Below are 24,112 nucleotides of genomic sequence, written 5' to 3' on the forward strand. Positions count from 1 at the left end.
TATTCCCCCCTTTACGAAATCGTATAAAATGGTATATGTGGTGTCGGCTAGTTTGAATGTTACCGCAAAGTAGACAAAAGATCTATAAAAAATGAACAATAACGAAAATACTTAATTAAAAAGTTCAGTCCTGTAAGACAACAGACATTCTGCCGCTTAAAGCCGTTCAGCAGCGGCTCCTGGCTTATACCTAAAGAGAACTGACAATCACGTACCTTTGGCAAGAATCAAGACCAGTATTTAACCTAAAACGTATGGATTTCAAGCCTTACCTGCAAGAGATTGGAATAAAAGAAGGAAGCATTGAATCCTTTGAAAACTACCCCTTTAACATTCCCGCCATCAGAAACATGCCTGTGATTAAATTCCACGCTGACGTTACTTTTATTGTCGGCGAAAACGGTTCAGGGAAATCTACATTTATTGAATCATTGGCACAATATTTAGGGATTTCCAGAGAGGGTGGTTCAAAACACAGCCAGATTGAAGAAAGACCAGACTTATCACTTTCCGATCATTATAAAAGCTCAAAAAGCTATCGTAAACCGGCTGACTATTTTTTCTTACGTGCAGAAAGTCTTTACAACCTTGCCACTTATCTTGATGGAGTCGGGGAAACCGCTAAAAACTATGGCATTGATTCTTTGCATGAATGTTCACACGGAGAATCATTTTTAGCAGTCATGGCAAACCGGTTAGGAGGTAACGGCTTATATCTTTTTGATGAACCTGAGGCGGCCCTTTCGCCAACACGGCAATTGACCGCCCTAAGTCTCATCGATAACCTGGTGAAAAAGAATTCACAATTTATCATTGCTACGCACTCTCCTATCCTTCTGGCCTATCCGAATGCGAAAATATATCAATTCGATGAAAGCGGAATAAGGGAAGTTAAATACGAGGACACGGAGCCCTACATCATTACAAAATCCTTCCTGAACAACCATAAACCGATGATCCACAACTTACTGAAACCAGAAGAAGATGAATCGTAGTTACACTTTATAATACTGCTCCCAACCTTTACGTGCTGGCGGACCAACAAGCAAAGCATTGGCCATTTTATGATTGGTAATTACTTTTCTTTCCCTGTCAAATTCAAGTTTTGTATTTAATTTCTGAGCGAGGACTCCCAGACAGAATACCTGACTAAGCGGACCGGCTATGGAAAATGGCGACCTCGTTTGCTCTTCTCCTTTACAAGCCAGCAGGAAGTTCTTAAAATGATTTGAAGGACTTAATGGAACTTCCGGAAGTGAGGAAGCCATAGCCAGCGCTTTTTCTCCGGGAATAATCGATAACGTGCTACCATGAGAGCCTCCTTTAAAAGTAAGTTCTTTGCTGTAAATGATCTTTCCAGGGTTTAATTTTGCCGGTGCTATTGCTCCCGTACTTGGCGCTGGTATATTCGGATCTAAACCGGAAACACCGTATCCTTTTGGTATTGGTGGTAAATTATTAACCCCATCATACCAGTTAACATCTAATGCCGGCATATTACCTCTTTCAGGGAATTTAAAGGTTAACGTAGATGAGGTTGGAAAGAAGAAATCGTTATGTCCATCTAAAACCGGGTTAATCTGATAGGGTAAGCCCAGATCAAGAAATTCGTGAGCAGTATCCAGGATATGTGCGCCCCAATCACCAAGCGCCCCCATGCCAAAGTCGAACCAGCAACGCCATTGCCCATTAACGAAATCCTTATTATAACTGTGCCCCTTTGTGGCCATTTGCCAGATATCCCAATCGATGCTGGCAGGCATTTCTTCGGCAGGCGGGAAAGATTTGATATTAACATCCCATCCATGCCAACGCCTTGGGGAATTCATATGTGCTGTTATCGAGGTTACATCCTTAATGATACCAGCCTCCTTCCATGCTTTAAATTGAAAATAGTTCGCTTCAGAATGTCCCTGATTACCCATTTGCGTGACTACCTTAGGGTGTTTCCTGGCGGCTTTCATCATCAGCTCTACTTCATTAAAAGTACGGGCCATCGGTTTCTCTACATATACATGTTTTCCTAAACCCATAGCCATCATGGTGATGGGGAAATGTGAAAAATCAGGTACACCAACAGTGACGGCATCTATCTGGCTAGCCATCTTATCAAACATCTTTCTGAAATCCTGAAAGCGTGGTACATCGGGAAACTGTTTCAAAATGGCAACTGTTTGTGGCGCTCCCATATCCACATCACACAGGGCGACAATATTAACAAGGCCTGTTTTATACAGATCGAGGATAATTTCAGCCCCCCTGTTTCCGATACCAATGCAGGCTAAATTTACCCTTTCGTTAGGGCTGGCGAATTTTATATCTCCCTTACTCATCCCCATCAACATGCCGGGGGCAAGTGCTGCCGCAGCAGATATCATCATTGTTTGCTTTAAAAAATGTCGTCTTGAAAATTCTGTGGTTCTCATTTAAAATTTGGTTACAAGTTTATATTTGGTTTATGACATCCTTTGCACTTAATTTCCCTTCTCTACCGAAAGGTAAGTTTAAAATTAAAATAATTGCTATAGTTAGTCATAAAAATGCCCTATAAGGTGTCTGACTTTTTAGGGGCATTGTAGCTTTCCCGGGGCCGACAGGCCAGATGAAACCTTTATGATAGCCAATTGTTTTTAATTACCATCTAGGTTCGCTCCGAATTGTTTACTTAAATCCATAATCTTATGAAAACGATTAAAATGATTTCAATGTCTTTGCTTTTGGGATTATTTATGACCCTAAGTGCAAATGTGCGTGCACAAGACCCAGTTAAAGTGGCACCAAATGCGTATAAGAAAGTAATCCTGGAAAATGATCAGGTACGGGTAATGCAGGTTGAGATAGCGCCGATGGATTCGGTGCCGTGGCACAGTCACCCCGATCATATAGTCTACGCCTTAACAGATGGAAAGCTGGAGATTACAGACAAAGGAAAAGCGCCAATGGTTGCAGAATTTAAAGCAGGAGATGCGATGTATATGGTTGCCACAACCCACATGGCTAAAAACATCGGCGATGCCACTGTTAAACTGATTGTAACGGAACTGAAAACCATCAAAACAAAAAATTGATGACTGCCGCTTTTTAAAGTATAAAGAAAGTCTTATCGGTTAAGACCAGGACTTTCTTTACCTGGAACATATCCTGACTTTAAGATTTCAAACAACCCATATTGCTGCACCAACAACAGCCAATTTAGGTTTTAACGGTTTTCAATCGCTTCACTGATTTTTAAGACATATGGTTTAAGGATCTCACTTTCACATTCCCAACCATTTTCATAACATACTGTCCCGAATGACTTTCCATTTTCATCTAAAACGGCATAGGTATCATCAGATCCTGTCATATCAACAATTGTAACAACCTGACTCCTTCCATCAATAAACAGCTCCAGCTTCAACACTTTATTAGACGATGGATTCATCTCAATAAGCAATTCCCTATCCTCACCAATTTTGGATACATAAATTGATATGGGCTCGTCACCGGAGAAATATTCAGGTAATAAATCTTCCAAAACACCAGCAAATTTTGATAAATCAGTATCTGCTGAGACGATGACTGAATATATATTATAAGGAGTAGCACTTACATCTAAGATTGTATCAGGAAAATCTTCTTTAAGTATTTCAACTAATGCTCTCATCCTCTAATTTACGATTTATCTGCCTCAATATCAACAAATTTAATAAGCTGAACACTCCCTGATTATAGGTTTTTTCAGTGCTTATTTAAAAAGAATCTTATATCGCTGATCCATTAACCCGATATACTTTTCTTTGAACTCATCAGATAAAAATGACCGGTCTACCCATCCTTCCGCCACATCCCTAAAACCATTAAATCTTTCGAATACTTTGCCAATCTGTTTGCCATTAAGCCCCAGGTTTTTACCCAAACGATCAAAATGCTCTGCACTAAGTTTTCTCTTTTTACCTTCTAAGGTTAGAGCTAACTCTTCTTTATCTGCCGGGTTTACAATAGCCACGTTCAGCAGATCATAGGCAGGTGAAAATATCCACTTCTCTCCATTTAAGATCATGGAAAAGTTTTTTAAATGCATATCACTATTACCCGTAAGAAAGCTAAAAATGGTAAGCTCAAGAAAATAAAGCTTATCAAAAATAGCACGGCTGGAATACTGGCCGACCGCACTTCCCACCTTTTCCATGGAGCTTTTGTACTTATCAAATGCTTCCAAAATCTGGAACATATCTATCATATGTATTTTTTTTCCTTCATCGGTCCTATCGAAACGTTTTGTGATGTAAGATAGTTCTCCGGATTTAAGGCGAATGAGACTTGACTTTGCCGTTTTCATGCCAAATGATTCTGCCATTCTCATGGTCAAGTGCTCATTGGCCGGCATTTCCTGATAGATTGCTGATGGCGGTTTGAATATATAATTTCCTCCAAGGGCTCCAACTACAGTCAATCGCCCAGCTTTGTCACCCCCCATAGTTGCATTCACCATCGTCAGCGAAAGTTTAGGCTGCACACCTGGAACTGCAACACTACGTTCGATGACATTTTTAGCTAGCTCATCCATCTGTTCCAATGAATAGGAAAATTCAGGCTGCTCCCTGGTACCGAAAATTTCCAGACTGCACTGCCCATGAAAATCCCCTTGAATTGCAGCTCCAAGCTCGTTATAACAATATAAACACTTCCTACTCATTTCAATCTTTTATTGGTTTTACGCTTACTGCACCAATACAGTTCTGACAACATGCCAAAAGCAGTCCCATACGGTCATTTTGGTTGATCTTCCAGTTTTTGGAGGCAATGTCCAAAAGCCAGCCTTCGGGTATCAGGCCTTCAAAAAATGGGAACAGCCGTTTTTCTCTGTAGATTTCCTCAGTAACAGGCATTGAAAAAGTGATAAACTGGTCAGGATATTCTTTAACATATTCACTGTCATATTGGAATGTGTATATTCCGTCATCTGTTTCAATGAGTATCCCAGCTAACACATCCTGATAAAATATCTCTGCACTTCTCATGATCCCGAATCATTTCCTGACACTTCGCTACTATCCATTGGTACAAGTACTTGCCCGAACATAGCCAATACCTGATTCACACTGGAGAGGTTTAGGTTTTCCTTTCCCTGTTCGATTTTCCTGATCACTGTAAGTGCCACGCCTGCACGATCAGCAAATTCCTCCTGAGTCAATCCCTCCTCCTTTCGCTTGTCCTTAATGAACTCTGATAATCTTTTCATTATATGCATTTGCTCGTATTTTACTCAAATATAATGTTTTATATGCAAATGCATATAATTCCAACAAAAACAGTGATTTATATGCATTTGCATATAACAAATAACAATACAAATATCTCGAGATAGAGCAGCGTAAATAATCAAAGCACATCCATCCATACTTCTGTTTCAAGCCAGTATCTATCTTTTCGAACTTATTAAAATAGGTTAAGTACTAATAGTCTAATAAACGTTCCGCTGAACTTACATACTTGTAGCCTGATCTGGATTAACCATTGAATAAGCACCCAACTAAACCCTAAGCCCGAAAAAAAGTATGGATGATCAAGACCTTTTCATTATATGCATTTGCTCGTATTTTAATCAAAAACAACGTTTTATATGCAAATGCATATAAGAATTAACAAAGCCAAATAGAGCGGATCAACCTATGTTGATATCATAATTATGATACAATACTATGAATCAGGTTATTTTAATAATGATTTAAAGCGAACTAACTTTGCCCTGTACAATTCAAAAGCGATCAGGCTATATCAAATCATTGATGATCTGATCGCAATAAAAACATCAAAATGGAATACACAAAATCAGGCTTAACCCTTAAAGCCATAAAGACCAAAAACTTCTTAAAAACAGCTGGACTGGCGGGATTACTATTAGCAAGTGGAAGCCCCTCGTATGCACAAAGCCAAAACCCAGGTACCCATGCCGACTGGTATCCATCCACCTACGGCGCAAATGACGAAATCGGTGCAGCCAATTTACTGAGTCCGGAAATGGTGCTACAAGCCGTTAAATTAGTGAAAACGGGTAAGACCTACCCTCTTGCGGTTCCTGTAGACAAAAACCTACCAGCCTTCCGTCACCGTAGTTTCAACCTGTATAACATTCAGCCGGGAGAACAAGCCGGTAAAACCATGGGACCAAATAAGTTCAGCTTCAATGACGAACTTGTAAACGGCTGGACAGGTGTAGGAACTCAGCTTAATGGTATCGGACATATCGGTATCGACAATGTCTATTACAACGGCAACAAGGCTGTCGACTTTGTAACTGTTGAGGGCGTAACAAGGCTTGGCATAGAAAAGGTACCCCCAATTGTTACCCGTGGTTTGGTTTTAGACATGACCACCCATTATGGAAAGGCCATCGTGCCAGGTGGCACTGAATTTACCGTTGCAGATATCCAGACTGTACTTAAAAAACAAGGCATAACCATTCGGAAAGGTGACGTGGTGCTGTTTAATACGGGCCGGCTGGAACTAATTGGAAAGGATAACAAGCAATTCCTTGAAACAGAACCAGGCATCGGCATGGAAGCCGCTCAATGGCTGGCCAATCAGGGTATTGTAGCATTTGGAGGCGACACCTGGGCTTCAGAGGTTTATCCAAACCCGAAAAGCGATGAGGAATTCCCAATTAACCAATACATGCTCGCAAAACGCGGAATATATAATCTGGAATTGATCGACAGTCGGGCGCTAGTGCAGGACAAGGCCTGGGAATTCCTATTCGTATTAGGTCAGCCACTATACAAAGGCTCTACACAGGTCAACATAAACCCGGTAGCCATCCGTTAATCTTAAAAACACTCCGCTCATTTTTTAATCATGTAATTATTATGAAGAAGATCTTATTTGTATTTATCGCCATTCTCCTATTGACTAAATCCTATGCGCAGGAAAAAAAGTCTGCCATTAACCGCTATGTTAAAACGCCTACCGGGTACCTGATGGTCCTTAGGGAAGGTGATTCCATTTTTGAAGCGATGGAACAACTGGCAGAAAAAGAGCAAATTCCATCGGCAAATTTCTATGGAATGGGTTTCGCAGGCAGCGTTACTTTTGGCTTTTACGATTACAATAAGAAACAGTTTAACCCAAAGGAATTCAAACGGGTAGAGATGGGCAGTCTTACCGGATCCATAGGCTGGACAGCAGGCAAACCATCGCTTCATATCCATGGAGTAGCCACAGATCAGGAATTTAAAGCTTACGGAGGCCATGTGTTAGCGATGGTTGTAGGAACCGGTTCTATGGAAATAACGGTTACCGTACACAGTCAAAAGCTGGAAAGAAAGATCGAACAACCCTTGAATGCTAATGTGCTGCAATTAGATCCCGAAGAATAAGAAAACTAAAACCACAAGTCAAAGCCTCCTGCGAAACCCGTTTCAAAGGAGGCTTTTTATATTACCCTACGCGGTTTCAGTCCCGTTCTCATCAGCTCTTAATACAGTTCTTATCCCGCCCTAATCTCTTTCTTTTTTCTTTGTAATAAATAAAAGAGGTAAACATGACGAGACACAGGAAGCGTATTATCCTGGCGGTGGTATTAAGCATTTCATTTTCAGCTAATGCACAACAAACCCAGCCAGACAGTTTAAAAAATCTGAGCTTAGACGAGATCTCGATCTTCTCCAAGTATTTTAAAAGGTACAAGTCTTCTCAATTGTCTGAAATGTTGCGATTACCAACACCTTTATTAAAATTACCACAGAATATTCAGATTCTAAGTTCAGAGATACTTAAAGATCAGGGCGTTTACAATCTAAATGAAAGTGTGACCCGCAATGTTAGTGGAACACTCCGGGAAGAACTTCATAATGGAATATCTCCGGATATTTATTCCCGTGGCGGATATATTAGCCCTCAGCGAAACGGTGTAGATATGCGCCCATTGGGTAAAGGACCGTTGGCCGACGATGTCTCTATCATTGAAAGTGTGGAGTTTCTAAAGGGCCCGAGTAATTTTATGCATGCGATGAGCGACCCTTCCGGTTCTTATAATATAGTCACAAAGAAGCCTACTGGCAGAACCAGACAAAGTGCAGATATACTATTGGGCAGTTTTAATATGCTTCGTGCTGCTGTGGATCTGGATGGTAAATTAGACAAGAGTAATAAGCTCCAGTATCGTTTCAATGTAATGGGAATGGGTGCTAAAGGATTCCTAAAGCACGATCGCAGCAGTAAATTCCTCTTTGCTCCTTCCTTAAAGTACAAGTTCAACGACAATACCTCCATAACCGGGGAATACATTTTTCAACACCTGAATTACAAGATGTTAAGTGAGGCGCAAACCTCTCCATACGGCTATGGTACGCTTCCGCGAGATTTTACGATGACAGACCCTGCCACCAGACCCTTCATCGGAAAAGATCATAATGCATTTCTTACCTTCCAGCACAAATTCAGGAAGGACTGGCAGGTAACCGCTAAGGTTTCTTATGTGAATAGCGCCTATGATGGCACCTTATTTTGGGTAAATGGAGTCAACCCTACGGATAAGGATATTTTGGATCGGAATCTGATTTACGATTCCAACAAATACACCGTTTTTTCTACACAGGCCTACCTGAATGGCACATTCAAAACCGGAAGTATCGGTCACCATTTTATTGCAGGGGTTGATGTAAACAGAAAATCATCGAGAAGCTGGGATACCTGGGGAACTGCAACCACCATTTATCCACTAAGTATCTCTAATCCGGTCTATTCCGAAGTGATCCTAAACAACGGGATTGGTGGGGATTTTGGATCAGAAAACAATACATTTTCTACTGCCAACAAAATCCATAGAACACTCAATTATACCTCTTTATATGCCATGGATGAATTGGCCTTGTTAGACGAAAAATTAAGAGTCTCGCTTGGTTTACGTTTAACAGCATCTGATGGAATGACCAATGACTATGGCCAACAGAGTCAATCCAAAGATTGGGCATTAACGCCTCGTCTCGGTATAAACTACTCCCTGAATAACAGCTCAGCTTTATATTTCTTGTATGACCAGACTTTTCTTCCCCAGGCCGGCATCTCCGTAGAAGGAAAAACGCTTAAGCCTTTAAAAGGGACTAGCTATGAAGTAGGAATGAAGAAAGATTGGGCAAATGGTGGCTGGAATACCACATTATCCCTGTATAATATCTATAGGAACAGATTGATCACAGCAGATCCAACCTCAAATTTATTGTATCAAACCGGTGAAAGCCAGTCCAAAGGTATAGAGTTCGATTTAAAAGGCCGGATTGCAAAGGGCACGAATGTAATTTTCAATTATGCTTATACAGATTCGAAAATTGTCAAAGATGATTTAAATCCGGCAAATATTGGTATGGCGACACCTAACCGGGTGAAACACATTCAAAATACCTGGATCAACTATTTGCTACCCTTAGAAAAACTAGAGGGATTCACCGTATCACTTGGATACCAGCTATTAATGGGAAGAACGGAACGTATACCAACTACTACCCCCGATAAGCTGAATGATATATTCAGACTAGACACTGGACTAGGCTGGAGTAACGAAAAATACAACATCAATCTCCTGGTGAACAATGTCCTGAATTCAAAAATTTACTCGACGGCATGGAGAAATAAAACCGGTGACATGTACTATTGGGTACAACAGGCTCCTGTAAATGCCAGACTATCTTTTAGTATTAATTTTTAAGTAACAAATGACTATGAACAAAATTATCACCATATTATTCATCGCCGGAACGATGATCCTCTTCGGTTGTACAAATAGTACAAAAGTAGATTCCGGGAAAAAGAAAGCCATCACTGTAAAGGATGCTTCGGGGCACATTATTGAACTCGACAAACCTGTAGAAAGAATCGTAGTCTTATATGAGCCTGCACTGGATGCGCTTTACATGTTAAACGCAGAAGATAAGATCGTTGGCATTTTTAACAACATCTATAACAGTGACGAATTATTTCCATTTTACTCCAAATTAGATGACAGGATACAGCAAAAAAAGCTGGCGGTTCCCGGAAACAATGGTGATGGCAGTATCGAGAGTATCATGATGCTTAATCCTGATATTGTTATTCTGCAAGCTGCTCAGGAAGACCTCGCGCAAGCATTGCGATCTGTTGGTGTAAAGGTTTATACGACCAAAGTAGAACAGTATCAGGAGGTATTTCAAACGATGCATGATCTGGCGATGTTGACAGGGACTTCCGAAAGAGCTAATGAGTTGGTTTCCTATGTTAAAGCGGAATTAGCAACGATGAAAAACAGAGCGGATTCCATACAGACTAAGAAAAAAGCGTATTTCTCCTGGGCTCATGGCCGGATATTTTCGACCGCAGGCCGGAACAGCATGATGAACTTTTGTCTGGAGGCAGCCGGGGTAGAAAATGCCTGTACTTTTGAGTTAGATCAACCCAATATCAATCCCGAAACTTTGGTCGGCTGGAATCCGGATATGATCATTATGTGGAATGACAGTCCGAATGAATTCTACAAGAGAAAGGAATTGGGGGAAGTATCAGCCATTAAAAACAAGCAAATCTATAACCTGCTGCCGATGTTTTTCTACAACCCACATACGTTAAAGTCGCTGAGCACTGCGGTCAGCATCCATAACTGGGCTTATCCAAAAGCGGATGTCGATGTGAAGAAGCAAGTGGAACTCATCATCTTAAAACTTTATGGAGAAAAAGGGAAAGCACTTATTCCCTCCATTTGATAAATGAAACATAAAAAAAGCCGCTTGATTTAATCATCAAGCGGCTTTAAAATTGAATACCCTTTTTTACACGGGCAGATATTGCTTTATTTTAGACCTTCCTGCCTTCTTTTTAGACTTGCTCTTTTTCCCCCACCAGATATAAAACCCGGTGATTGGTAGCGAAGCACATATCAGGCTGACTATGAAAAAGAGGATTTTTGTTGGCAATTCGCCGATTGCACCCACGTGGATGCCATAATTTACCCTTCTGATCAGGTCTGCCGCATTTTCATCCAGCAGTCTTTTGTTAGAGGCTGGTAATACTTCCAAAGTATGCTGATCCAGATAAACATCGCGCCAGGTGCCACTAAACATGTCTGTGCAAACATAAATCGCTTCTGAAGCTTTTTCAGGGAAGCTCACAATGATGTCTTTTGGATTGTGCTCCGCAAGCTCATTGATCCCCTTATGCCAGGCTTTATCCACCTGCACTAACATCTTTGTCTGTGGGTTATTTAAAGTGTCAGAAACCGCTTCGATTCCTGGCTTATCTGTTCCTCCGGCTATCCAGAACAGCCCTTTATTGAACCATTGGAAGCTCATCATCAAGCCCGTAACGGCAAGCAGAATGGCAACAATGATAGAATAAAAACCCAGCACATTGTGCAGATCATAATTGAGGCGCTTAAATCTCGCCTTCCATTTGATCTTAAAGCTCTGATCCAGACTCTTCTTATTCCATCTTTTTGGCCACCATAAAATGAGACCACTAAGCAACAAAATGAAAAAGATGAACGTTCCCCAGCCGACAACTTGTTCTCCGATTTCTTTCGGTAGCCAAAGGTAAAAGTGACCTTCTTCCACGATATGAAAGAAGTCCTCATGATCTACCATGGCCACTACTTTGGCCGTATATGGATCTACAAAGACGGTAGAGTCTGAATTTACCGTCACATGAGCTGTATGGTCTTCCCCATGATACCAGATAGAAGATACCTCATTATCTGGCAACGCAGTAGACACAGCTTGATAAAGTTTTGATGGAGGCAACAACGATCTCCCTTCCGCGGCTGCATGCAACCATGGGGAAGAAATGCTTCTGATTTCTTGTTCAAAGACAAGGATACAACCGGTGATGCCCAGAATCACGACCACGATTCCGGAAGCGATTCCGAACCATAAGTGAACCCAGGCATTTATCTTTTTAAAAGTCATTTAAGTCAGTTATTTTAGTTTTTCGATGCGCAGGATATAGTCGATACCGCCTACAAACTCCACTCCTTTTGTCAATTGATCTGTTGTAGGATCGTACTGCCAGATAAAATCTCTGTCGGCTGCATTTACCGAGATAAAGGCCTTACCGTCTTCTACAATGACCGCATTCACCATACGCTCCCCTTTATCCGCAGGAAGGTCTAGTTTCTTGGTCATAGCGCCGGATTTCACGTCAATCAACCTGTAATAATGATCGGTATCAATACTTTCCCCATTAATTCTGGAACGGACAATTGCTTTGCCGCTTCCGATATACCACATGGCTGGCGCTTTTTCATTATTCGCTGATGCGGAAAAGTTAAAGAAATAGTCTTTGTCAATTTCTGTGGCCCCGCTTTTAATGCGGAACATGGCAGATGGAGACTTGTAATCGTAACCGGATACCGGGTCACTGATGAAGTACAAATCGTTATTTTCATCGACAAAAGAAGATGGTGCATACACATTTAAACTGCCTAACCCTGTAGTACGGGTCTCTTCAAGGCTCTTTTCAACAGCCATCGTATGGTAGTCAATTACGGCGACATAAGCTTTCGGATAAACCGGCATATTCGGGAATAGACTCCAATCTGTAGAGCCAAATCCGTAACCAAGAAACAACTTGCTGTCTCTGTATTGAGCAAATCCGAAGCTATACTGTTGAAATCCGGCCGGAATCTTTTCCAGTTCTAGCTTTCCGGTTTTGATCGTCATCTTGTCCACTTTGACAACCGCATAGCGGGCTTCTCCTTTTCCTTCGCCAAAAATAACCAGGGTATTGTTGTCGGCCCAGGCATAAGAACTCCAGCTTAGGAAAGCGAATGGAATCTCTTTATCGATAAGCAGGGAACCGTTTTCTACATGGTACTTTCCAAAGCGACCACTGGTAGAATTCATGTGGTAATAAAAACCATCTCTTTGAATCACGTCTTGCGCATAAACCTTACCGGTCATTTCTGCGCCATTCCCTTTCAGGCTGATCGTTCCACTGGTTAAAGAAGGAATACTTGAAATGTAATAAGCGGTATTTGGCCAGCTACCCACGCAAAGAATTGCGGCGTATTTTGTGCCTTCTTCTACATTTCCTGCGTTTCTTTTTTCGCATCCGCTCATGCTGATCAGCAGTATCACGAACATTAAAAGGTTGGCTTTTGATTTAAATAATGTATTCATATATATTAAGGTAACAGATTGATATTCTATTTATTATTTTAATAACTACTGAATGAAGTATCTGAATTTCACAGAGAATGACCTTCCTGGTTTTTGCAGTTTAAAATTGTCGTAAGCCAGATGATCCGTTAAGTTTCTACATTCTGCGGAGATGTTGTATTTACCTTTTTTCAGGGAGTAACTCAGAGAAGCATTGTGGATAAACTGAGTTGGGATATCTGATTTATCAATTGGATTTCCTTTACTTTCCCAGGTCAGGTAGAACCAGTTTACATACTGTGTGAACCAGTTGAACTGTAAACGAGTGTCCTTCCCTAGCAGGTTATCCTGTCCGATGGTAAAGTCTGCATTACCAAATAACCAGGGTTGATTAGGGATTTTATTCAGGTAGGTTCCTTCTACATTATTTGATTCCGTCTGACCGTTTTTGGTGGTGTTTACCGCACTTTGGTAAGTCAGGTTAAGTGTTAATGACAACAATTGAGCATAGCTGTATCTGGCTTCTGTTTCAAATCCTGTGATACGCACACTGCTTTGGTTTTCATTTTTCAGCAATTTGGAACGAACATCAGGTACAGGGAAGATAAAATCTTTGGCATTGCGATAGAAACCGGAAGCTTCGAAGAAGAAAGCGTTCTTGTTCATCTGGAAGCCGTAATAGGCACCAAGGTTTACATTGTCGCTACTTTCTGGTTTTAAATCCGGATTTCCCTGAAGGTTTAAGCCATCACCGAACATCTCTTCAGCTTCCTGAAGTCTGTAGCTATGCTCATAAGAAGCCTTTACGCCTAGTCCTGATGTGATTTTATACCTGGAAGCAATCCCATAACCGAAGTTTGAGAAAGTAGTATCCTGCATGGTATAACGACCACTGATGAATTTAGACCTTTCCAGTCCGAGGTGATAATATTTACCGAAAATGGTATTAGATAGCTTATTGTCTAGTAGATTTTGTTGGTAAGCAAAGCCAAGGATTTGCTTGTTGATTACTCCCGGCAAGCTATCGCGCTCTACCTGTAGCTGATTAAAACTCTCATTTTTCAAATGATCAAGCGTGTAGTTCAGGTTTAAGGAATGTTGACTGTTGATCACATAGCTCAGGTTGGCCATGGCATAGGTACGCGGTCTGACGATGTTGTTAATCGTTTTGACGCTATTCCCCATCTCCGTATAACCTTTATCATAATAGCTTCCATCCCAATTGTAATTGCGGAATACCGTATCGGTAGTCTTATAAGTATCTTTTGATCTGGCTGCAAATGCACTTAGGTTCAGGCCTTCAGTGAACAGGTTGTCCTTTTTATAGCGTAAAGTGGCACTTTTAGCGAAATTAGTGCGCCTTACTTTACCGTAAACCGTGTTTTGGTCGAAGCCGGTTTGTAAGTCCTGGTGACCTTCATTATAGCCTCCACCAATAAATAGTACGTCTGCCCAGCTTTTATTGGTTACGCCTACTTCTACTTGTCCGAGGGCAGAAAGGTAATTGTCGTGAAAACGTCTCGCATCTCCTTTAACATATTCTGCGTCGGTGACGTCATAGATATAGTTTCCATCTCTTTGACCACCCACCACAAGATCTACATTTTTCATCTTGTAGTTGTTTTCCGAAGAATTGAAGAATCCACTTCCTTTAACGATCAGGCCGGTTTTCTGATGAACATATTGTCCGGTTAAAGAAGATCTGTTGGTTTGAAATGAACCGTAACTATGGCTCAAATCCAGGTAATTGCTTACTTTTTGGTTGGTGATCACGTTTACCGCGCCGCCCATCGCATCGGCACCCAGCTGTACCGGCACTACTCCTTTGTAGACTTCCAGTCGCTCAGCCATGTTTACCGGGATGTTGTTTAAAGACATCGCGCTACCCATAACATCCATCGGAATTCCATCAATAAAAAACTTGACTTGCTTTCCGGATAAACCGTTGATAGAAAACTTAAAATCAGAGCCTAATCCACCTTGTTCGCGAATCCGGACACCTGTACTTCTGTTCAGGATCTGGTTAAGATCGGCAGTTGTGTTGGCGTATTTCTTCGTGTCAATGGCATTTACCGCAAAACCCGACTCTTTAACCTGCTGGGTTTTCGTTTTTCCATTGATATTTACATCATGAAGTTGCTGCTGATCCTTTTTTAAAGAGAAGTTAAGGATAAGTTGTTGATTAGGTTTTAATACCACCTGCTTGCTGTCTGTTTCGTAACCGATAAAGGAAACGATGATGGTGTAAGTACCTGGCGTCAGATTTTTCAGTTCATAATGGCCCTGACCGTCTGAAATGACACCTTGTTTAGTGCCTTTCAAAAAGATGGTAGCCCCTGTAATCAGTTCGTTGCCGTCTTTTACACTTCCAGAGATGCCCGAAGTAGTTTGTTGTGAATAAGCACTAATTGAAAAAGTGCTGAAGAGCATGAGTAGTAGAATTTTTCCGTAGGTCATTATTTTAATATTGTGCATTTATACCTGTTAGTAGCATAACCACAATATTCCCGAAGGTGTACCTGGAAAAAATATAGAGAATTATCTCAGTTTGTCGATTCTAAGGATGAAATCTGTATTGCCGGCAAGCTGTATTCCCTTTGTTAAAGCACCGGATTTAAGGTCGTATTTCCAGATATAATTCCCTTCTGATGATGAGTTTACCGAAATGTAAGCGATGTTATCCTTTAACAGCACACATTCTCTTCTTGTCCCTTTATCCAATGGAAGCGCTAGTTTTTTAAGGACCTTATTATTTTTCACATCAATCAGATAAAATTCGAAATGTGGCGTACTGTAATGATCTCCGAGCCCTTTAAACAAGTCTTTCCGCTCTGCTCTTACTATCGCTTTACCGTCTCCAAGATTCCACATACCATAGGCATGGTTGCCGATTGCGGAAGATAAATTGAAAAAGTAATGAGGGTCGGCGACAGTCGCACCATTGTTTATTCTCATGACTGCAGTAGGTAATTCCGGACGGTTACCCAGGGCAATACCCGGACAAGCCATGAAATAGAAATCGCCTTGCGCATCATTAAAAGCAGACAGCTGAACGGTGTTTACGCCTCCGGGATAAGTGGAACGCGTGTCCTTAACTGTTTTTACCGCCGTCATTTGCGGGTAGTTCAGTGCTGTGATGTAAGTGGTATCGCTGGTGGTATAATTCGATATACCCAGCTGCTGATGGTAAGTATAGCCTACCAATAGCTTTGAACCCTGTTTTTTGACAAAGCCAACCGACATATTGTCGAACCTTCCGGAAGGGACAGGGATTTCCATATTGCCTTCGCTGATTGGCTTCATGCTGCCGGCATTTAGCATACTGTATTTAACCTGTTTAAAATCCGGCCTGCCTAAGCCGGTTAACAATAACGTATCTCCCCCTAACCAATGGTAGTTTTCAATTGAAAACTGTGCTAAGGGCATAGACTGAACTTCCTGTAGCTGATCTGCTTTTATCGCGTATTTTATCAATGCGGCTTTTTTCCTGTTGAGGTGGTAATAATAACCGTTTTTCACGATCATGCTACGATCCATCTCTCTGGTATTCAATGGAACACCATCCTTTTCTGGCAGTAACAGACCAGAATCCAGCTGATTGCTTTCCAGCAGGTATTCCTTTCCGTCCTTACCTAAAATGTAAATACTGTATTTGTTTTGGTCTTCATTTTCGGAAACTGAAGGCGTTGGTTTGCATCCAAAAAGGCCGGACAGCAGTATAAAAATAAAAAAGAGCGAGCGTTTAGATATTGAATTCATTGATAATTTGCTTTTGCAGTACCGGAGGAAGATCCATCAGGTTTTTTTCGCTGACGATGATCTGATCTGTACCTTCTTTGCCTTTAAGTATGATATAGGTTTGATCTTTTTTGAAAATGATCTTTTCAGGACTACCTTCAAAACTTAGGGTCATGTCTTTTTTAGGGGAAATGAGTATACTTCCCGCCAGATCGACCACACCGGTGAGGTTGTCAATTTTAGCAGAAGTATTGGTGCCAACCGCAAGGGTATAGTCGTTTACTTCCAGGTGATGAACCTTTATAGTGGAGGTATTGTTGACTGAAACAAGGGCAGGATCTGTTTGCTCCCTGTTTTTCTGCAACTGGACTACGCCTAAGCCTGTTAGCCCGATTACAATCGTAGCTGCTACTGCTCCCATCCAAAAGTTGTGGGTTAATTTTGCAGTTGCAGGTAATCCAACCGGAATTTCTTCGGGCTGACAGGCTACAGAAAGGTGTTCTTGCTCTTCTTTTGGAAGAATATCTTCGATTCCTTTCCAGATATCCGCTTTATGTGCCGCTTTAGATTCGCCCAATGGCAATTGAAGTCCTTCATCCGTATGATTAGAAAACAACCAGGCCTCGACTGCGTCACGTTCTTCTGTGCTGCATTCATTTCTGTGGTATTTTTCTATGAGGTCTTTACTGATATTCATTCCGGTGTTTAAAGCCTGTTTAAATGGGATTACAAACTTATATAAAATATAAGTAGCATAACAACGCGTTTTCCGTAATGCTGTAGCTATTTTTATTCAGAATAATTGGAAAGACTCAGTCTGAGGGCAGCTAAGCTTTTGGTAATGTGGTATTCTACGGCCCTTTCGCTGATTAATAATGCGACAGCAATTTCTTTGTTACTCATCCCCTGTTCCCGACTCATCCGGTACACTTTCTTACACTGACAAGGCAGCGTATCGACTAACAAATTGACACTCTCTTTGAGATTATTGTAATTCACGTGCTCCTCGGTGCAGTTGGAAGAGTGACTACAATCCTGATATTTTAGACAGATATGTTTTTCGCGGCTCACTTTATTGCGAATGTATTCGAAGGTTTTGAACTTTGCTGCACGAATCAGGTAGTTGCTTACGTTTTCTAGCTCAAGTTCGGCTTTTCGTTCCCAGAGTGATTTAAAGATGTCCTGAACCATTTCTTTTGCCGGCTCAATATCTCTGATATTATTGTAACATACTGCGTAAACCTTGTCCCAATACATATTGTAAATGGTTTCGAAAGTTTGTCTATTGATACGGGTAGGCGTATCATTTACAGCTATGTTTTTGTTTTCCGGCAAAGTTTAAATCTAAATACTTGCGGCAAATATATACTATTTAGACTAATTATAAACACTGAATATGCTAAATATTTAGCCTTCAACTCTGCTGTTATTTAAAACCAACCTGATACTCTGTCGATTAAACACCAAAGGCCAATCCTTTTAATGGACCGGCCTTTGGTTGTTTTAATACTTTTAGAAAATCTAGCTGTAATAGCTACTATTTAGATTTGCGTTTGCTTTTTCTGCGGCTTCAATTGGACGGTAGTCGGAAAGAATGATTGGAGCACCTTTCTTTACACATACATTGTGTTCGAAGTGAACTGCTGGTAAACCGTCTTCTGTAGAGATCGTCCAGCCATCTTCTTCGGTAAAGATATGACGGCTACCCATCGTGATCATTGGCTCAATCGCCAATACCATGTTTTCAGTCAGTTTCTTACCACTTCCTTTTCTGCCGTAATTTGGAACCTGAGGATCTTCATGCATCTCTCTGCCTACCCCATGTCCTACCATCTCACGCACAACTCCGTAACCATGATTTCCGTAGGTATATTGCTCTATCGCATGACCAATATCACCAGTACGGTTGCCCACTACTGCTTGTTCAATTCCTACATATAGTGATTCTTTGGTGATTCTTACCAGATCCAACACTTCCTGACTAACCTCACCCATGATAAAGGTATAGGCATGATCGCCATGGAAACCGTTTTTAGCGACAACAGTATCAATTGAAACTACGTCGCCCTCTTTGATGATATATTCACTTGGAAATCCATGAACAACCTGTTCGTTTACCGAAATACACAAGGTATAAGGAAAACCGTGATAACCTTTACAAGATGGAATCGCCCCATTGTCCCTGATAAACTGCTCTGCCATTACATCAAGTGATAGTGTGGTGATCCCTGGTTTAAGAATCTTCGCCACTTCTGTAATTGTAGCACTTACCAATAAACAACTTTCACGTTGAATCTCAACTTCCTCATCCGTCTTATACATACTCATTTTGTTATTTAACACTGAACGACCTGTTGTCCGTTCAGAAGATTTGTTTTAATGTTTAGAAATACAAAGATATGGGAAGTATGATATTTCTATGAAAAAAATATACATATCCTTGTAATTTATGAGAAAATGAGGTAAAACACTTACCGTCAAATGATTTACTAGAAAAACCGCCTGGAGGACTCCTAAAATGGCTTTATCGGAAAATTCAAGGAGTTTGACTTCAGGAAAAATAACTGAAAAATTATTGAGCTATAATACAGCTCATTACCCGACAAAACCATCTTTTTAATAGCGAGAAGGCAGTTTTTACATAATAATTTATATCTTTGCAATACCAAACAACGAAATAATAATTGATTCCGTAGCTCAGCTGGTAGAGCATTACACTTTTAATGTAGTGGTCCTGGGTTCGAATCCCAGCGGGATCACAGAAAGGCTTAGAGAAATCTAAGCCTTTGTTGTTTAAACCTCGTTTATCGCACGATCAGTGTCAGTACCCCTATTTACATGAAAATTACAGTTAGTAGTAAGCGTGCAGAAATTACGACCAGCAGGGATTGCAAGACAAGCCGTTGGGGTAAGCGATCATTAAATGCTGGTTTCCGGGGAAAACGGATGGCTCACATACTTTTATTAAAGATTTTTTTTGAAAGGTCGGATTATTCGTTTTAAGAAACTAGGTTTTTTGACGATGCAGACCTCGCCCAATATTGACTGATCTAAGACGAGCACTATTGTAAAGGGTTTACCGGCCTCGCTACGTACTTTCTGTTCAAAAGTCTGATATCCAATGTATGAGGTTACCAGAATAGGACTAATATCCCGATTAAAGCTGATCTGAAAATTGCCCTTACTATCAGAGAAAGATTTTATCCTGGTACCCTTTACGATGACTGTGACTCCTGGCAACACCTCCTTTGTAGCCTTATCCAAAACAACACCCTTTATTGTCCTTACGCTATCCTCTGGCAGTGTTTGCTGATCACAGTAGTGGCTGTTTGAGGTACGCGCGCTTACCGGGGCAGCTTCTATTTTTTGCTTTTTTATCGGCAAACCTGAGGCTTTCAATGTGAAAGGGAATATTAGAATTGAGGCGGCAAGGATCTTCGTTCTGAGAGTAGTCCATGCGCCCTCTTTTGGCATGTGTTCCACCTGAACGGTTAACTGGCTACTATAAAATCTTCCGCATATTTTTTCGTTCTTGTGCTGTAAAAACCACTCTTCTATCTCTTTATGATTGAGCGCAGTAAAATCAGTGACCTTTTTCTGGCAGGATAAGCAGTAAGCTCCTCCTGCGACCTGTGACATGCTGGCCCAATTCTCTGGGCAGCTTTGGGGTATACTGATTTCTAAGCGCTTATTCATTACATGAATTTAAACTAATATTTTGACATTTTTGCTATGATCATCTTAATCGGAAATTCCGATTTTTCTACTAAATACTTCTTAAATAAGTTCTCCTTCTTTATAGACATTCAAAATATATTCATTTAACTATTAAAACCATCAGCAGTATTTGTTGTTTACTTGGTATAAACATTATAACTAAGAGACTATGACTATTCAACTGAACACCGACAAAAACCTAACAATACATCAGGAATACGAAGAAAAAATTAAAAATGAAATCAATAAAGGCCTGGCTAAATTCGATGATTTAATTACCCGCATGGAGGTACATTTATCAGACGAAAATGGAAGTAAGGAAGGCATAGATGATAAACGTTGTTTATTAGAGGCAAGAATTTCAGGTAGAGAGCCTATTGCTGTTTCCAGCTTAGGAAACAGTTATGACTTAGCCCTTCATGGCGCCATTACTAAGTTAAAAAACAAGCTGGAAACAATAGCCGGCAAACTTAAAACACATTAGGAAGTGTAAATTGACCTTTGTCAACATCACTTCTTCCTTGCTGGAGGCTTAAGGGCCTCCTTTTCCGTTTTTTTCTTGTGGGAGTTTCATGTTTTTATGGTGAGTACTTTTTTAATAACGCTTTATTTACTTTGGCAATCCCACTACCAAGACGATATGGCCGCTATTTTAATTGTTCATATTTACATTTTAATCACTAAACCCGAAAGTGCAATCAATGCCAGTAAAACAATCAGGATCCAGTAAAAAGTCCCAAACACACCCACAGCAACACCAACCTCAAACTCCCTGATTTCTTCTTCAACTATATCCTCTTTCTTAGGCTTTGACCTCCTTGTTCGTTTAGCAGTAGAATGAGGAGCAGCAGCAGCAATCACCAGGCCAACCACAAAAGCTGCTATTAATCCCGGAGCCCAGTAATATCCCCAAACAGAAGGTCCACGTGGAGCGGCCCATTCCCCCGCAGCAAACGAAACAAAGAATAACAATCCAAAGAAAGACCAAAATTCAGCCCAGGACCCGGTATTTCTAAAAACCAGCCTAAAAACTGCGGTTAATAAAATAGCAAAAAACAGGGCAAATAATATTCCGACAAACTCCATGACAATCGTTTTAAGTTAAGTTTTAATAAGAAATCGTTTTTTTTATCTTGACCAATACTACTCTTGATTTCGTTCTGAAACCTGCATAGTTTCAAGATCATTGATCACACTGGCTGGGGTAGAACTCATTGAGCGTTTTGCTTTTTCCTCTTGTAAATTGGCGTAGGCCCATAGGATAATCTGCTGTATAACCGGGATTAAAGTTAGACCCTGAGTGGTCAGCCTATATTCCACCTTGACTGGAGTGCAAAAAAATATTTCCTTTTGCACAATGCCACTTTCTTCAAAAAAACGTAGCTCTTGTGTCAGTACCTTTTCACTAATCCCTGGCAATATATTTATCAAATCGACAAATCTTGACGGTTGTGCTTTTAAATGCCATAAAATGGCAATCTGCCACTTCCCACTTAAAAACTGTCGGGCATGCTGTACAGGACAACCGACATATAGCTCTTCTGAGGACATAATTCCTACTACTTACCTAAAGATAAGCTAATTACCTTTAGGTAAGTCCGTTGATTATTTAAATATTCAAAATAAACAGAGTTAGATCTCCTGAAGAAGAAATGTTAAACTTTTTTCTAAGTCTATACTTTTTAGATTCTACTGAGCGAACGCTTAGATTTGCAAACCGGGCGATTTCTTTGGTATCCAGATTTATTCTGAGATAGGCACATAACTCCAGATCATTAAGGTTCAAATCAGGAAATCTTTCCAGCATTCTATTCTGGAAACTTGGGTAAAGTTCATTAAATTTCATTAAGAATGCGGGATCCCTTTTCTTTGCAAGTTCAAGAAGGTAGCCTAAAGAGTCAATTTCGGCTTGACTCTTAGCTTCTGAAATTGAACTGAGCAAATCATTCTTCTTCTCAATGATATGTTTTTGAGTTCTTTTATAAATTCTAAACCGATAAAGACCAAACATAAATGCAATAAAAACACAGACAACCGCTATCCCAATAAGATACTGCATTTTCCTTTTTTCCTTATCGACTAGCAGCTTATCTTTTTCAGACATCGATTTGACAACAACCAATAAATTATTCTTACCCTCTAAACTATCTGCAAGGGCATTATGTAGATCAAGATACTGATTCGCCATTTTATCTTTATTGATTGCCCGATAAGAATAAGACAAATCTTTATAAAGATCCTTAACTTCATACACAAAGTTCATTTTCTTAAACAAGGGCAAAGCACTCTCCATGAAAATAATTGAAGAATCATTTTTATTTATCTTCATGTAATAGTTGCTCATGCCTATTTTTGCTGCCGCCTTGGCGTAGGGATTTTTACTTACTTGAGAAGCACTCAAGGCTATGTCAAGATAAAATTTTGCGGAATCATATTTCTTTGCTTTAGTAAACCCAATTCCTAAATTAGTAGCCACTACAGCAAAATTGATATTTGCTCCTGGACTCTTTGTTTTTAAAAAGGCATTATATGATCTTTTACGATAGATATATGCTGAATCGATTAATTTTAATCCGGAAAAACCAACACTGATTCCATGATTGGCTTGGGCATATAAAAAATTATCAGCGATAACCTCTGGTACAAGCATTTTTTTATAGCTTTCTATTCCTTTATCATATAGCTTTTCTCTCAAATATCTTTGACCATAGATATAATTAACTTCAGCCTGGTCTTTTCCTGAGGTTTTCAAGAAGGCTTCGTTTTCGGCCATTTTTAAATATTTTTCACCTTTACTGAATTCGCCCATTCTATTGTACGCCTGAACAAAACCGATACAAACTTTGGTTATTCCTTCAGCATATAAGATTCGTCTGGAATCTTTTAGTATATCTTCAGCTATTTTTACAAATTTATCAGCGCCCCCCTCTTCATGTAATATTATACGCGCTTTGAGTATCCGCTTATCAATTTCATTTTGAGATGTAGATTTCTGCGCTAATACACTATCAGCAAATAAGATGAAAAATAATATTACAAAAAGTCTGGCCATAATGTAAAGCTACTTAAAAAAACTTCTGATAAAGCAAGCTTTATTAAGCGCCAGAATTATAAGAGTACCATTGGATATTTTGTCTTTTCATTTATTCGTAAAAGTCGTTTTTAGAAGAATCCAAAATAGTTCAAAAGAAAGACAAAACCGGGATTGATCACTCAACCCCGGCCAACCCCCAACTTAATACTTAGGACCAATTAAAGAAGCGACCAATCAACTTATTCACGATGATTTTATGCGTCTTATTTTGCTATTTTTAAATTACTCCAACCCCATTTCCTGACCTTACATGCTATACACCAATGGATCTTTAAGGGTGAAAATTTAAGAACACGATTAAAAAAAATGAATTGAAACTCCTTGCTGACTAAGCTTCGATCACATTTATTACATTTAAAACCCGAAGGCTCCATTTCAGGAGTCCCCATTTTGTTCTTCGCTATATTCAGAAAATCTGCAATAATTACCTGATCGATTTCCGGCCTGCTTTTAACAGACAGAG

The 24,112-nt window shown here is 40.2% G+C and carries 23 protein-coding genes and 1 tRNA gene; 8 read left to right on the top strand and 16 right to left on the bottom strand.

The features are described 5' to 3' along the window. Positions 1-254 precede the first annotated feature (254 nt). Positions 255-995 carry an AAA family ATPase gene (locus tag OQX61_RS21380; protein WP_265843852.1) on the top strand — a complete coding sequence of 247 codons (741 nt, stop codon included), beginning with the start codon at positions 255-257 and terminating at the stop codon, positions 993-995. Here the strand turns inward: OQX61_RS21380 and OQX61_RS21385 are convergent, their stop codons facing one another. Continuing rightward, entirely contained in the window at positions 996-2,381 is a 1,386-nt protein-coding gene (locus OQX61_RS21385) for a Gfo/Idh/MocA family oxidoreductase (protein WP_265843853.1), read from the bottom strand. A 300-nt stretch (positions 2,382-2,681) separates the two neighbouring features. Between OQX61_RS21385 and OQX61_RS21390 the strand changes: the two genes are divergently transcribed. Next, a complete protein-coding gene (locus OQX61_RS21390; protein WP_265843854.1) occupies positions 2,682-3,068 on the top strand; it encodes a cupin domain-containing protein in 387 nt (128 codons plus the stop codon). Positions 3,069-3,199: 131 nt separating this feature from the next. Here the strand turns inward: OQX61_RS21390 and OQX61_RS21395 are convergent, their stop codons facing one another. From OQX61_RS21395 to OQX61_RS21410, 4 genes are all read right to left on the bottom strand, one after another. After that, on the bottom strand, positions 3,200-3,646 hold the full coding sequence (locus OQX61_RS21395; protein WP_265843855.1) for a hypothetical protein: 447 nt from the start codon (positions 3,644-3,646) through the stop codon (positions 3,200-3,202). Between the two features lie 81 nt (positions 3,647-3,727). Next, the gene (locus OQX61_RS21400) at positions 3,728-4,678 is read right to left on the bottom strand and encodes a HipA domain-containing protein (protein ID WP_265843856.1); all 951 of its coding nucleotides are present in this window, start codon (positions 4,676-4,678) and stop codon (positions 3,728-3,730) included. A gap of 1 nt (position 4,679) precedes the next feature. Further along, positions 4,680-5,003, bottom strand: coding sequence for a HipA N-terminal domain-containing protein (locus tag OQX61_RS21405; protein WP_265843857.1), 324 nt, complete (start codon positions 5,001-5,003; stop codon positions 4,680-4,682). After that, complete coding sequence (locus OQX61_RS21410) at positions 5,000-5,224, bottom strand: helix-turn-helix domain-containing protein (protein WP_265843858.1); 225 nt, start codon at positions 5,222-5,224, stop codon at positions 5,000-5,002. The genes OQX61_RS21405 and OQX61_RS21410 overlap by 4 nt, the downstream gene beginning before the upstream one ends. A gap of 575 nt (positions 5,225-5,799) precedes the next feature. On the opposite strand from OQX61_RS21410, the gene OQX61_RS21415 reads away from it, so the two are divergent. The 4 genes from OQX61_RS21415 (at position 5,800) to OQX61_RS21430 (ending at position 10,712) form a co-directional block, all read left to right on the top strand. After that, a complete protein-coding gene (locus OQX61_RS21415; protein WP_265843859.1) occupies positions 5,800-6,807 on the top strand; it encodes a cyclase family protein in 1,008 nt (335 codons plus the stop codon). Between the two features lie 41 nt (positions 6,808-6,848). Further along, positions 6,849-7,358: a PPC domain-containing DNA-binding protein gene (locus tag OQX61_RS21420; protein WP_265843860.1), complete on the top strand. Its 510-nt coding sequence runs from the start codon at positions 6,849-6,851 to the stop codon at positions 7,356-7,358. 164 nt (positions 7,359-7,522) lie between these two features. Then, positions 7,523-9,685, top strand: coding sequence for a TonB-dependent receptor (locus tag OQX61_RS21425; RefSeq protein WP_265843862.1), 2,163 nt, complete (start codon positions 7,523-7,525; stop codon positions 9,683-9,685). A gap of 13 nt (positions 9,686-9,698) precedes the next feature. Further along, on the top strand, positions 9,699-10,712 hold the full coding sequence (locus OQX61_RS21430; protein WP_265843863.1) for an ABC transporter substrate-binding protein: 1,014 nt from the start codon (positions 9,699-9,701) through the stop codon (positions 10,710-10,712). Between the two features lie 66 nt (positions 10,713-10,778). On the opposite strand, the gene OQX61_RS21435 is transcribed toward OQX61_RS21430, so the two are convergent. The 7 genes from OQX61_RS21435 to map all read right to left on the bottom strand — a co-directional run bounded on the left by OQX61_RS21435 (position 10,779) and on the right by map (position 19,166). Continuing rightward, on the bottom strand, positions 10,779-11,909 hold the full coding sequence (locus OQX61_RS21435) for a PepSY-associated TM helix domain-containing protein (protein ID WP_265843864.1): 1,131 nt from the start codon (positions 11,907-11,909) through the stop codon (positions 10,779-10,781). A 9-nt stretch (positions 11,910-11,918) separates the two neighbouring features. Next, on the bottom strand, positions 11,919-13,121 hold the full coding sequence (locus tag OQX61_RS21440) for a DUF4374 domain-containing protein (protein ID WP_265843865.1): 1,203 nt from the start codon (positions 13,119-13,121) through the stop codon (positions 11,919-11,921). 45 nt (positions 13,122-13,166) lie between these two features. Beyond that, on the bottom strand, positions 13,167-15,557 hold the full coding sequence (locus OQX61_RS21445) for a TonB-dependent receptor (protein ID WP_265843866.1): 2,391 nt from the start codon (positions 15,555-15,557) through the stop codon (positions 13,167-13,169). A gap of 81 nt (positions 15,558-15,638) precedes the next feature. Further along, on the bottom strand, positions 15,639-16,859 hold the full coding sequence (locus tag OQX61_RS21450) for a DUF4374 domain-containing protein (protein ID WP_265843867.1): 1,221 nt from the start codon (positions 16,857-16,859) through the stop codon (positions 15,639-15,641). After that, positions 16,843-17,535 carry a hypothetical protein gene (locus OQX61_RS21455; RefSeq protein ID WP_265843868.1) on the bottom strand — a complete coding sequence of 231 codons (693 nt, stop codon included), beginning with the start codon at positions 17,533-17,535 and terminating at the stop codon, positions 16,843-16,845. Before OQX61_RS21455 ends, OQX61_RS21450 begins: the two co-directional genes overlap by 17 nt. 92 nt (positions 17,536-17,627) lie before the next feature. Continuing rightward, positions 17,628-18,173 (bottom strand): RNA polymerase sigma-70 factor, encoded by a 546-nt coding sequence (locus OQX61_RS21460; protein WP_265843869.1) that lies wholly within the window; start codon positions 18,171-18,173, stop codon positions 17,628-17,630. A gap of 186 nt (positions 18,174-18,359) precedes the next feature. Next, entirely contained in the window at positions 18,360-19,166 is an 807-nt protein-coding gene (gene map, locus OQX61_RS21465) for a type I methionyl aminopeptidase (protein ID WP_265843870.1), read from the bottom strand. A gap of 358 nt (positions 19,167-19,524) precedes the next feature. Between map and OQX61_RS21470 the strand changes: the two genes are divergently transcribed. After that, positions 19,525-19,597 (top strand) — tRNA-Lys (locus OQX61_RS21470). A gap of 205 nt (positions 19,598-19,802) precedes the next feature. Here OQX61_RS21470 and OQX61_RS21475 read toward each other — a convergent pair. Continuing rightward, a complete protein-coding gene (locus tag OQX61_RS21475) occupies positions 19,803-20,534 on the bottom strand; it encodes a carboxypeptidase-like regulatory domain-containing protein (protein ID WP_265843871.1) in 732 nt (243 codons plus the stop codon). 190 nt (positions 20,535-20,724) lie between these two features. On the opposite strand from OQX61_RS21475, the gene OQX61_RS21480 reads away from it, so the two are divergent. Further along, positions 20,725-21,039 (top strand): HPF/RaiA family ribosome-associated protein, encoded by a 315-nt coding sequence (locus tag OQX61_RS21480; protein ID WP_265843872.1) that lies wholly within the window; start codon positions 20,725-20,727, stop codon positions 21,037-21,039. Positions 21,040-21,221: 182 nt separating this feature from the next. Here the strand turns inward: OQX61_RS21480 and OQX61_RS21485 are convergent, their stop codons facing one another. The 3 genes from OQX61_RS21485 to OQX61_RS21495 are packed head-to-tail and all read right to left on the bottom strand — an operon-like array spanning position 21,222 to position 23,607. Next, complete coding sequence (locus tag OQX61_RS21485; RefSeq protein ID WP_265843873.1) at positions 21,222-21,641, bottom strand: hypothetical protein; 420 nt, start codon at positions 21,639-21,641, stop codon at positions 21,222-21,224. Positions 21,642-21,698: 57 nt separating this feature from the next. Further along, positions 21,699-22,106 (bottom strand): helix-turn-helix domain-containing protein, encoded by a 408-nt coding sequence (locus OQX61_RS21490; RefSeq protein ID WP_265843874.1) that lies wholly within the window; start codon positions 22,104-22,106, stop codon positions 21,699-21,701. A 58-nt stretch (positions 22,107-22,164) separates the two neighbouring features. Further along, positions 22,165-23,607, bottom strand: coding sequence for a hypothetical protein (locus tag OQX61_RS21495; protein ID WP_265843875.1), 1,443 nt, complete (start codon positions 23,605-23,607; stop codon positions 22,165-22,167). Between the last annotated feature and the right edge of the window lie 505 nt (positions 23,608-24,112).

It is taken from the genome of Pedobacter sp. PLR (assembly GCF_026239675.1).
Taxonomy (GTDB): domain Bacteria; phylum Bacteroidota; class Bacteroidia; order Sphingobacteriales; family Sphingobacteriaceae; genus Pedobacter.

Bases quoted from the DNA above. Each gene is read 5' to 3' on its own strand.
- OQX61_RS21445 (WP_265843866.1), bottom strand. From the start codon at position 15,557: ATGACCTACGGAAAAATTCTACTACTCATGCTCTTCAGCACTTTTTCA.
- OQX61_RS21440 (WP_265843865.1), bottom strand. From the start codon at position 13,121: ATGAATACATTATTTAAATCAAAAGCCAACCTTTTAATGTTCGTGATA.
- map (WP_265843870.1), bottom strand. From the start codon at position 19,166: ATGAGTATGTATAAGACGGATGAGGAAGTTGAGATTCAACGTGAAAGT.
- OQX61_RS21495 (WP_265843875.1), bottom strand. From the start codon at position 23,607: ATGGCCAGACTTTTTGTAATATTATTTTTCATCTTATTTGCTGATAGT.
- OQX61_RS21395 (WP_265843855.1), bottom strand. From the start codon at position 3,646: ATGAGAGCATTAGTTGAAATACTTAAAGAAGATTTTCCTGATACAATC.
- OQX61_RS21380 (WP_265843852.1), top strand. From the start codon at position 255: ATGGATTTCAAGCCTTACCTGCAAGAGATTGGAATAAAAGAAGGAAGC.
- OQX61_RS21415 (WP_265843859.1), top strand. From the start codon at position 5,800: ATGGAATACACAAAATCAGGCTTAACCCTTAAAGCCATAAAGACCAAA.
- OQX61_RS21450 (WP_265843867.1), bottom strand. From the start codon at position 16,859: ATGAATTCAATATCTAAACGCTCGCTCTTTTTTATTTTTATACTGCTG.
- OQX61_RS21485 (WP_265843873.1), bottom strand. From the start codon at position 21,641: ATGGAGTTTGTCGGAATATTATTTGCCCTGTTTTTTGCTATTTTATTA.
- OQX61_RS21455 (WP_265843868.1), bottom strand. From the start codon at position 17,535: ATGAATATCAGTAAAGACCTCATAGAAAAATACCACAGAAATGAATGC.
- OQX61_RS21430 (WP_265843863.1), top strand. From the start codon at position 9,699: ATGAACAAAATTATCACCATATTATTCATCGCCGGAACGATGATCCTC.
- OQX61_RS21405 (WP_265843857.1), bottom strand. From the start codon at position 5,003: ATGAGAAGTGCAGAGATATTTTATCAGGATGTGTTAGCTGGGATACTC.
- OQX61_RS21475 (WP_265843871.1), bottom strand. From the start codon at position 20,534: ATGAATAAGCGCTTAGAAATCAGTATACCCCAAAGCTGCCCAGAGAAT.
- OQX61_RS21420 (WP_265843860.1), top strand. From the start codon at position 6,849: ATGAAGAAGATCTTATTTGTATTTATCGCCATTCTCCTATTGACTAAA.
- OQX61_RS21490 (WP_265843874.1), bottom strand. From the start codon at position 22,106: ATGTCCTCAGAAGAGCTATATGTCGGTTGTCCTGTACAGCATGCCCGA.
- OQX61_RS21425 (WP_265843862.1), top strand. From the start codon at position 7,523: ATGACGAGACACAGGAAGCGTATTATCCTGGCGGTGGTATTAAGCATT.
- OQX61_RS21480 (WP_265843872.1), top strand. From the start codon at position 20,725: ATGACTATTCAACTGAACACCGACAAAAACCTAACAATACATCAGGAA.
- OQX61_RS21390 (WP_265843854.1), top strand. From the start codon at position 2,682: ATGAAAACGATTAAAATGATTTCAATGTCTTTGCTTTTGGGATTATTT.
- OQX61_RS21435 (WP_265843864.1), bottom strand. From the start codon at position 11,909: ATGACTTTTAAAAAGATAAATGCCTGGGTTCACTTATGGTTCGGAATC.
- OQX61_RS21385 (WP_265843853.1), bottom strand. From the start codon at position 2,381: ATGATGATATCTGCTGCGGCAGCACTTGCCCCCGGCATGTTGATGGGG.
- OQX61_RS21410 (WP_265843858.1), bottom strand. From the start codon at position 5,224: ATGAAAAGATTATCAGAGTTCATTAAGGACAAGCGAAAGGAGGAGGGA.
- OQX61_RS21400 (WP_265843856.1), bottom strand. From the start codon at position 4,678: ATGAGTAGGAAGTGTTTATATTGTTATAACGAGCTTGGAGCTGCAATT.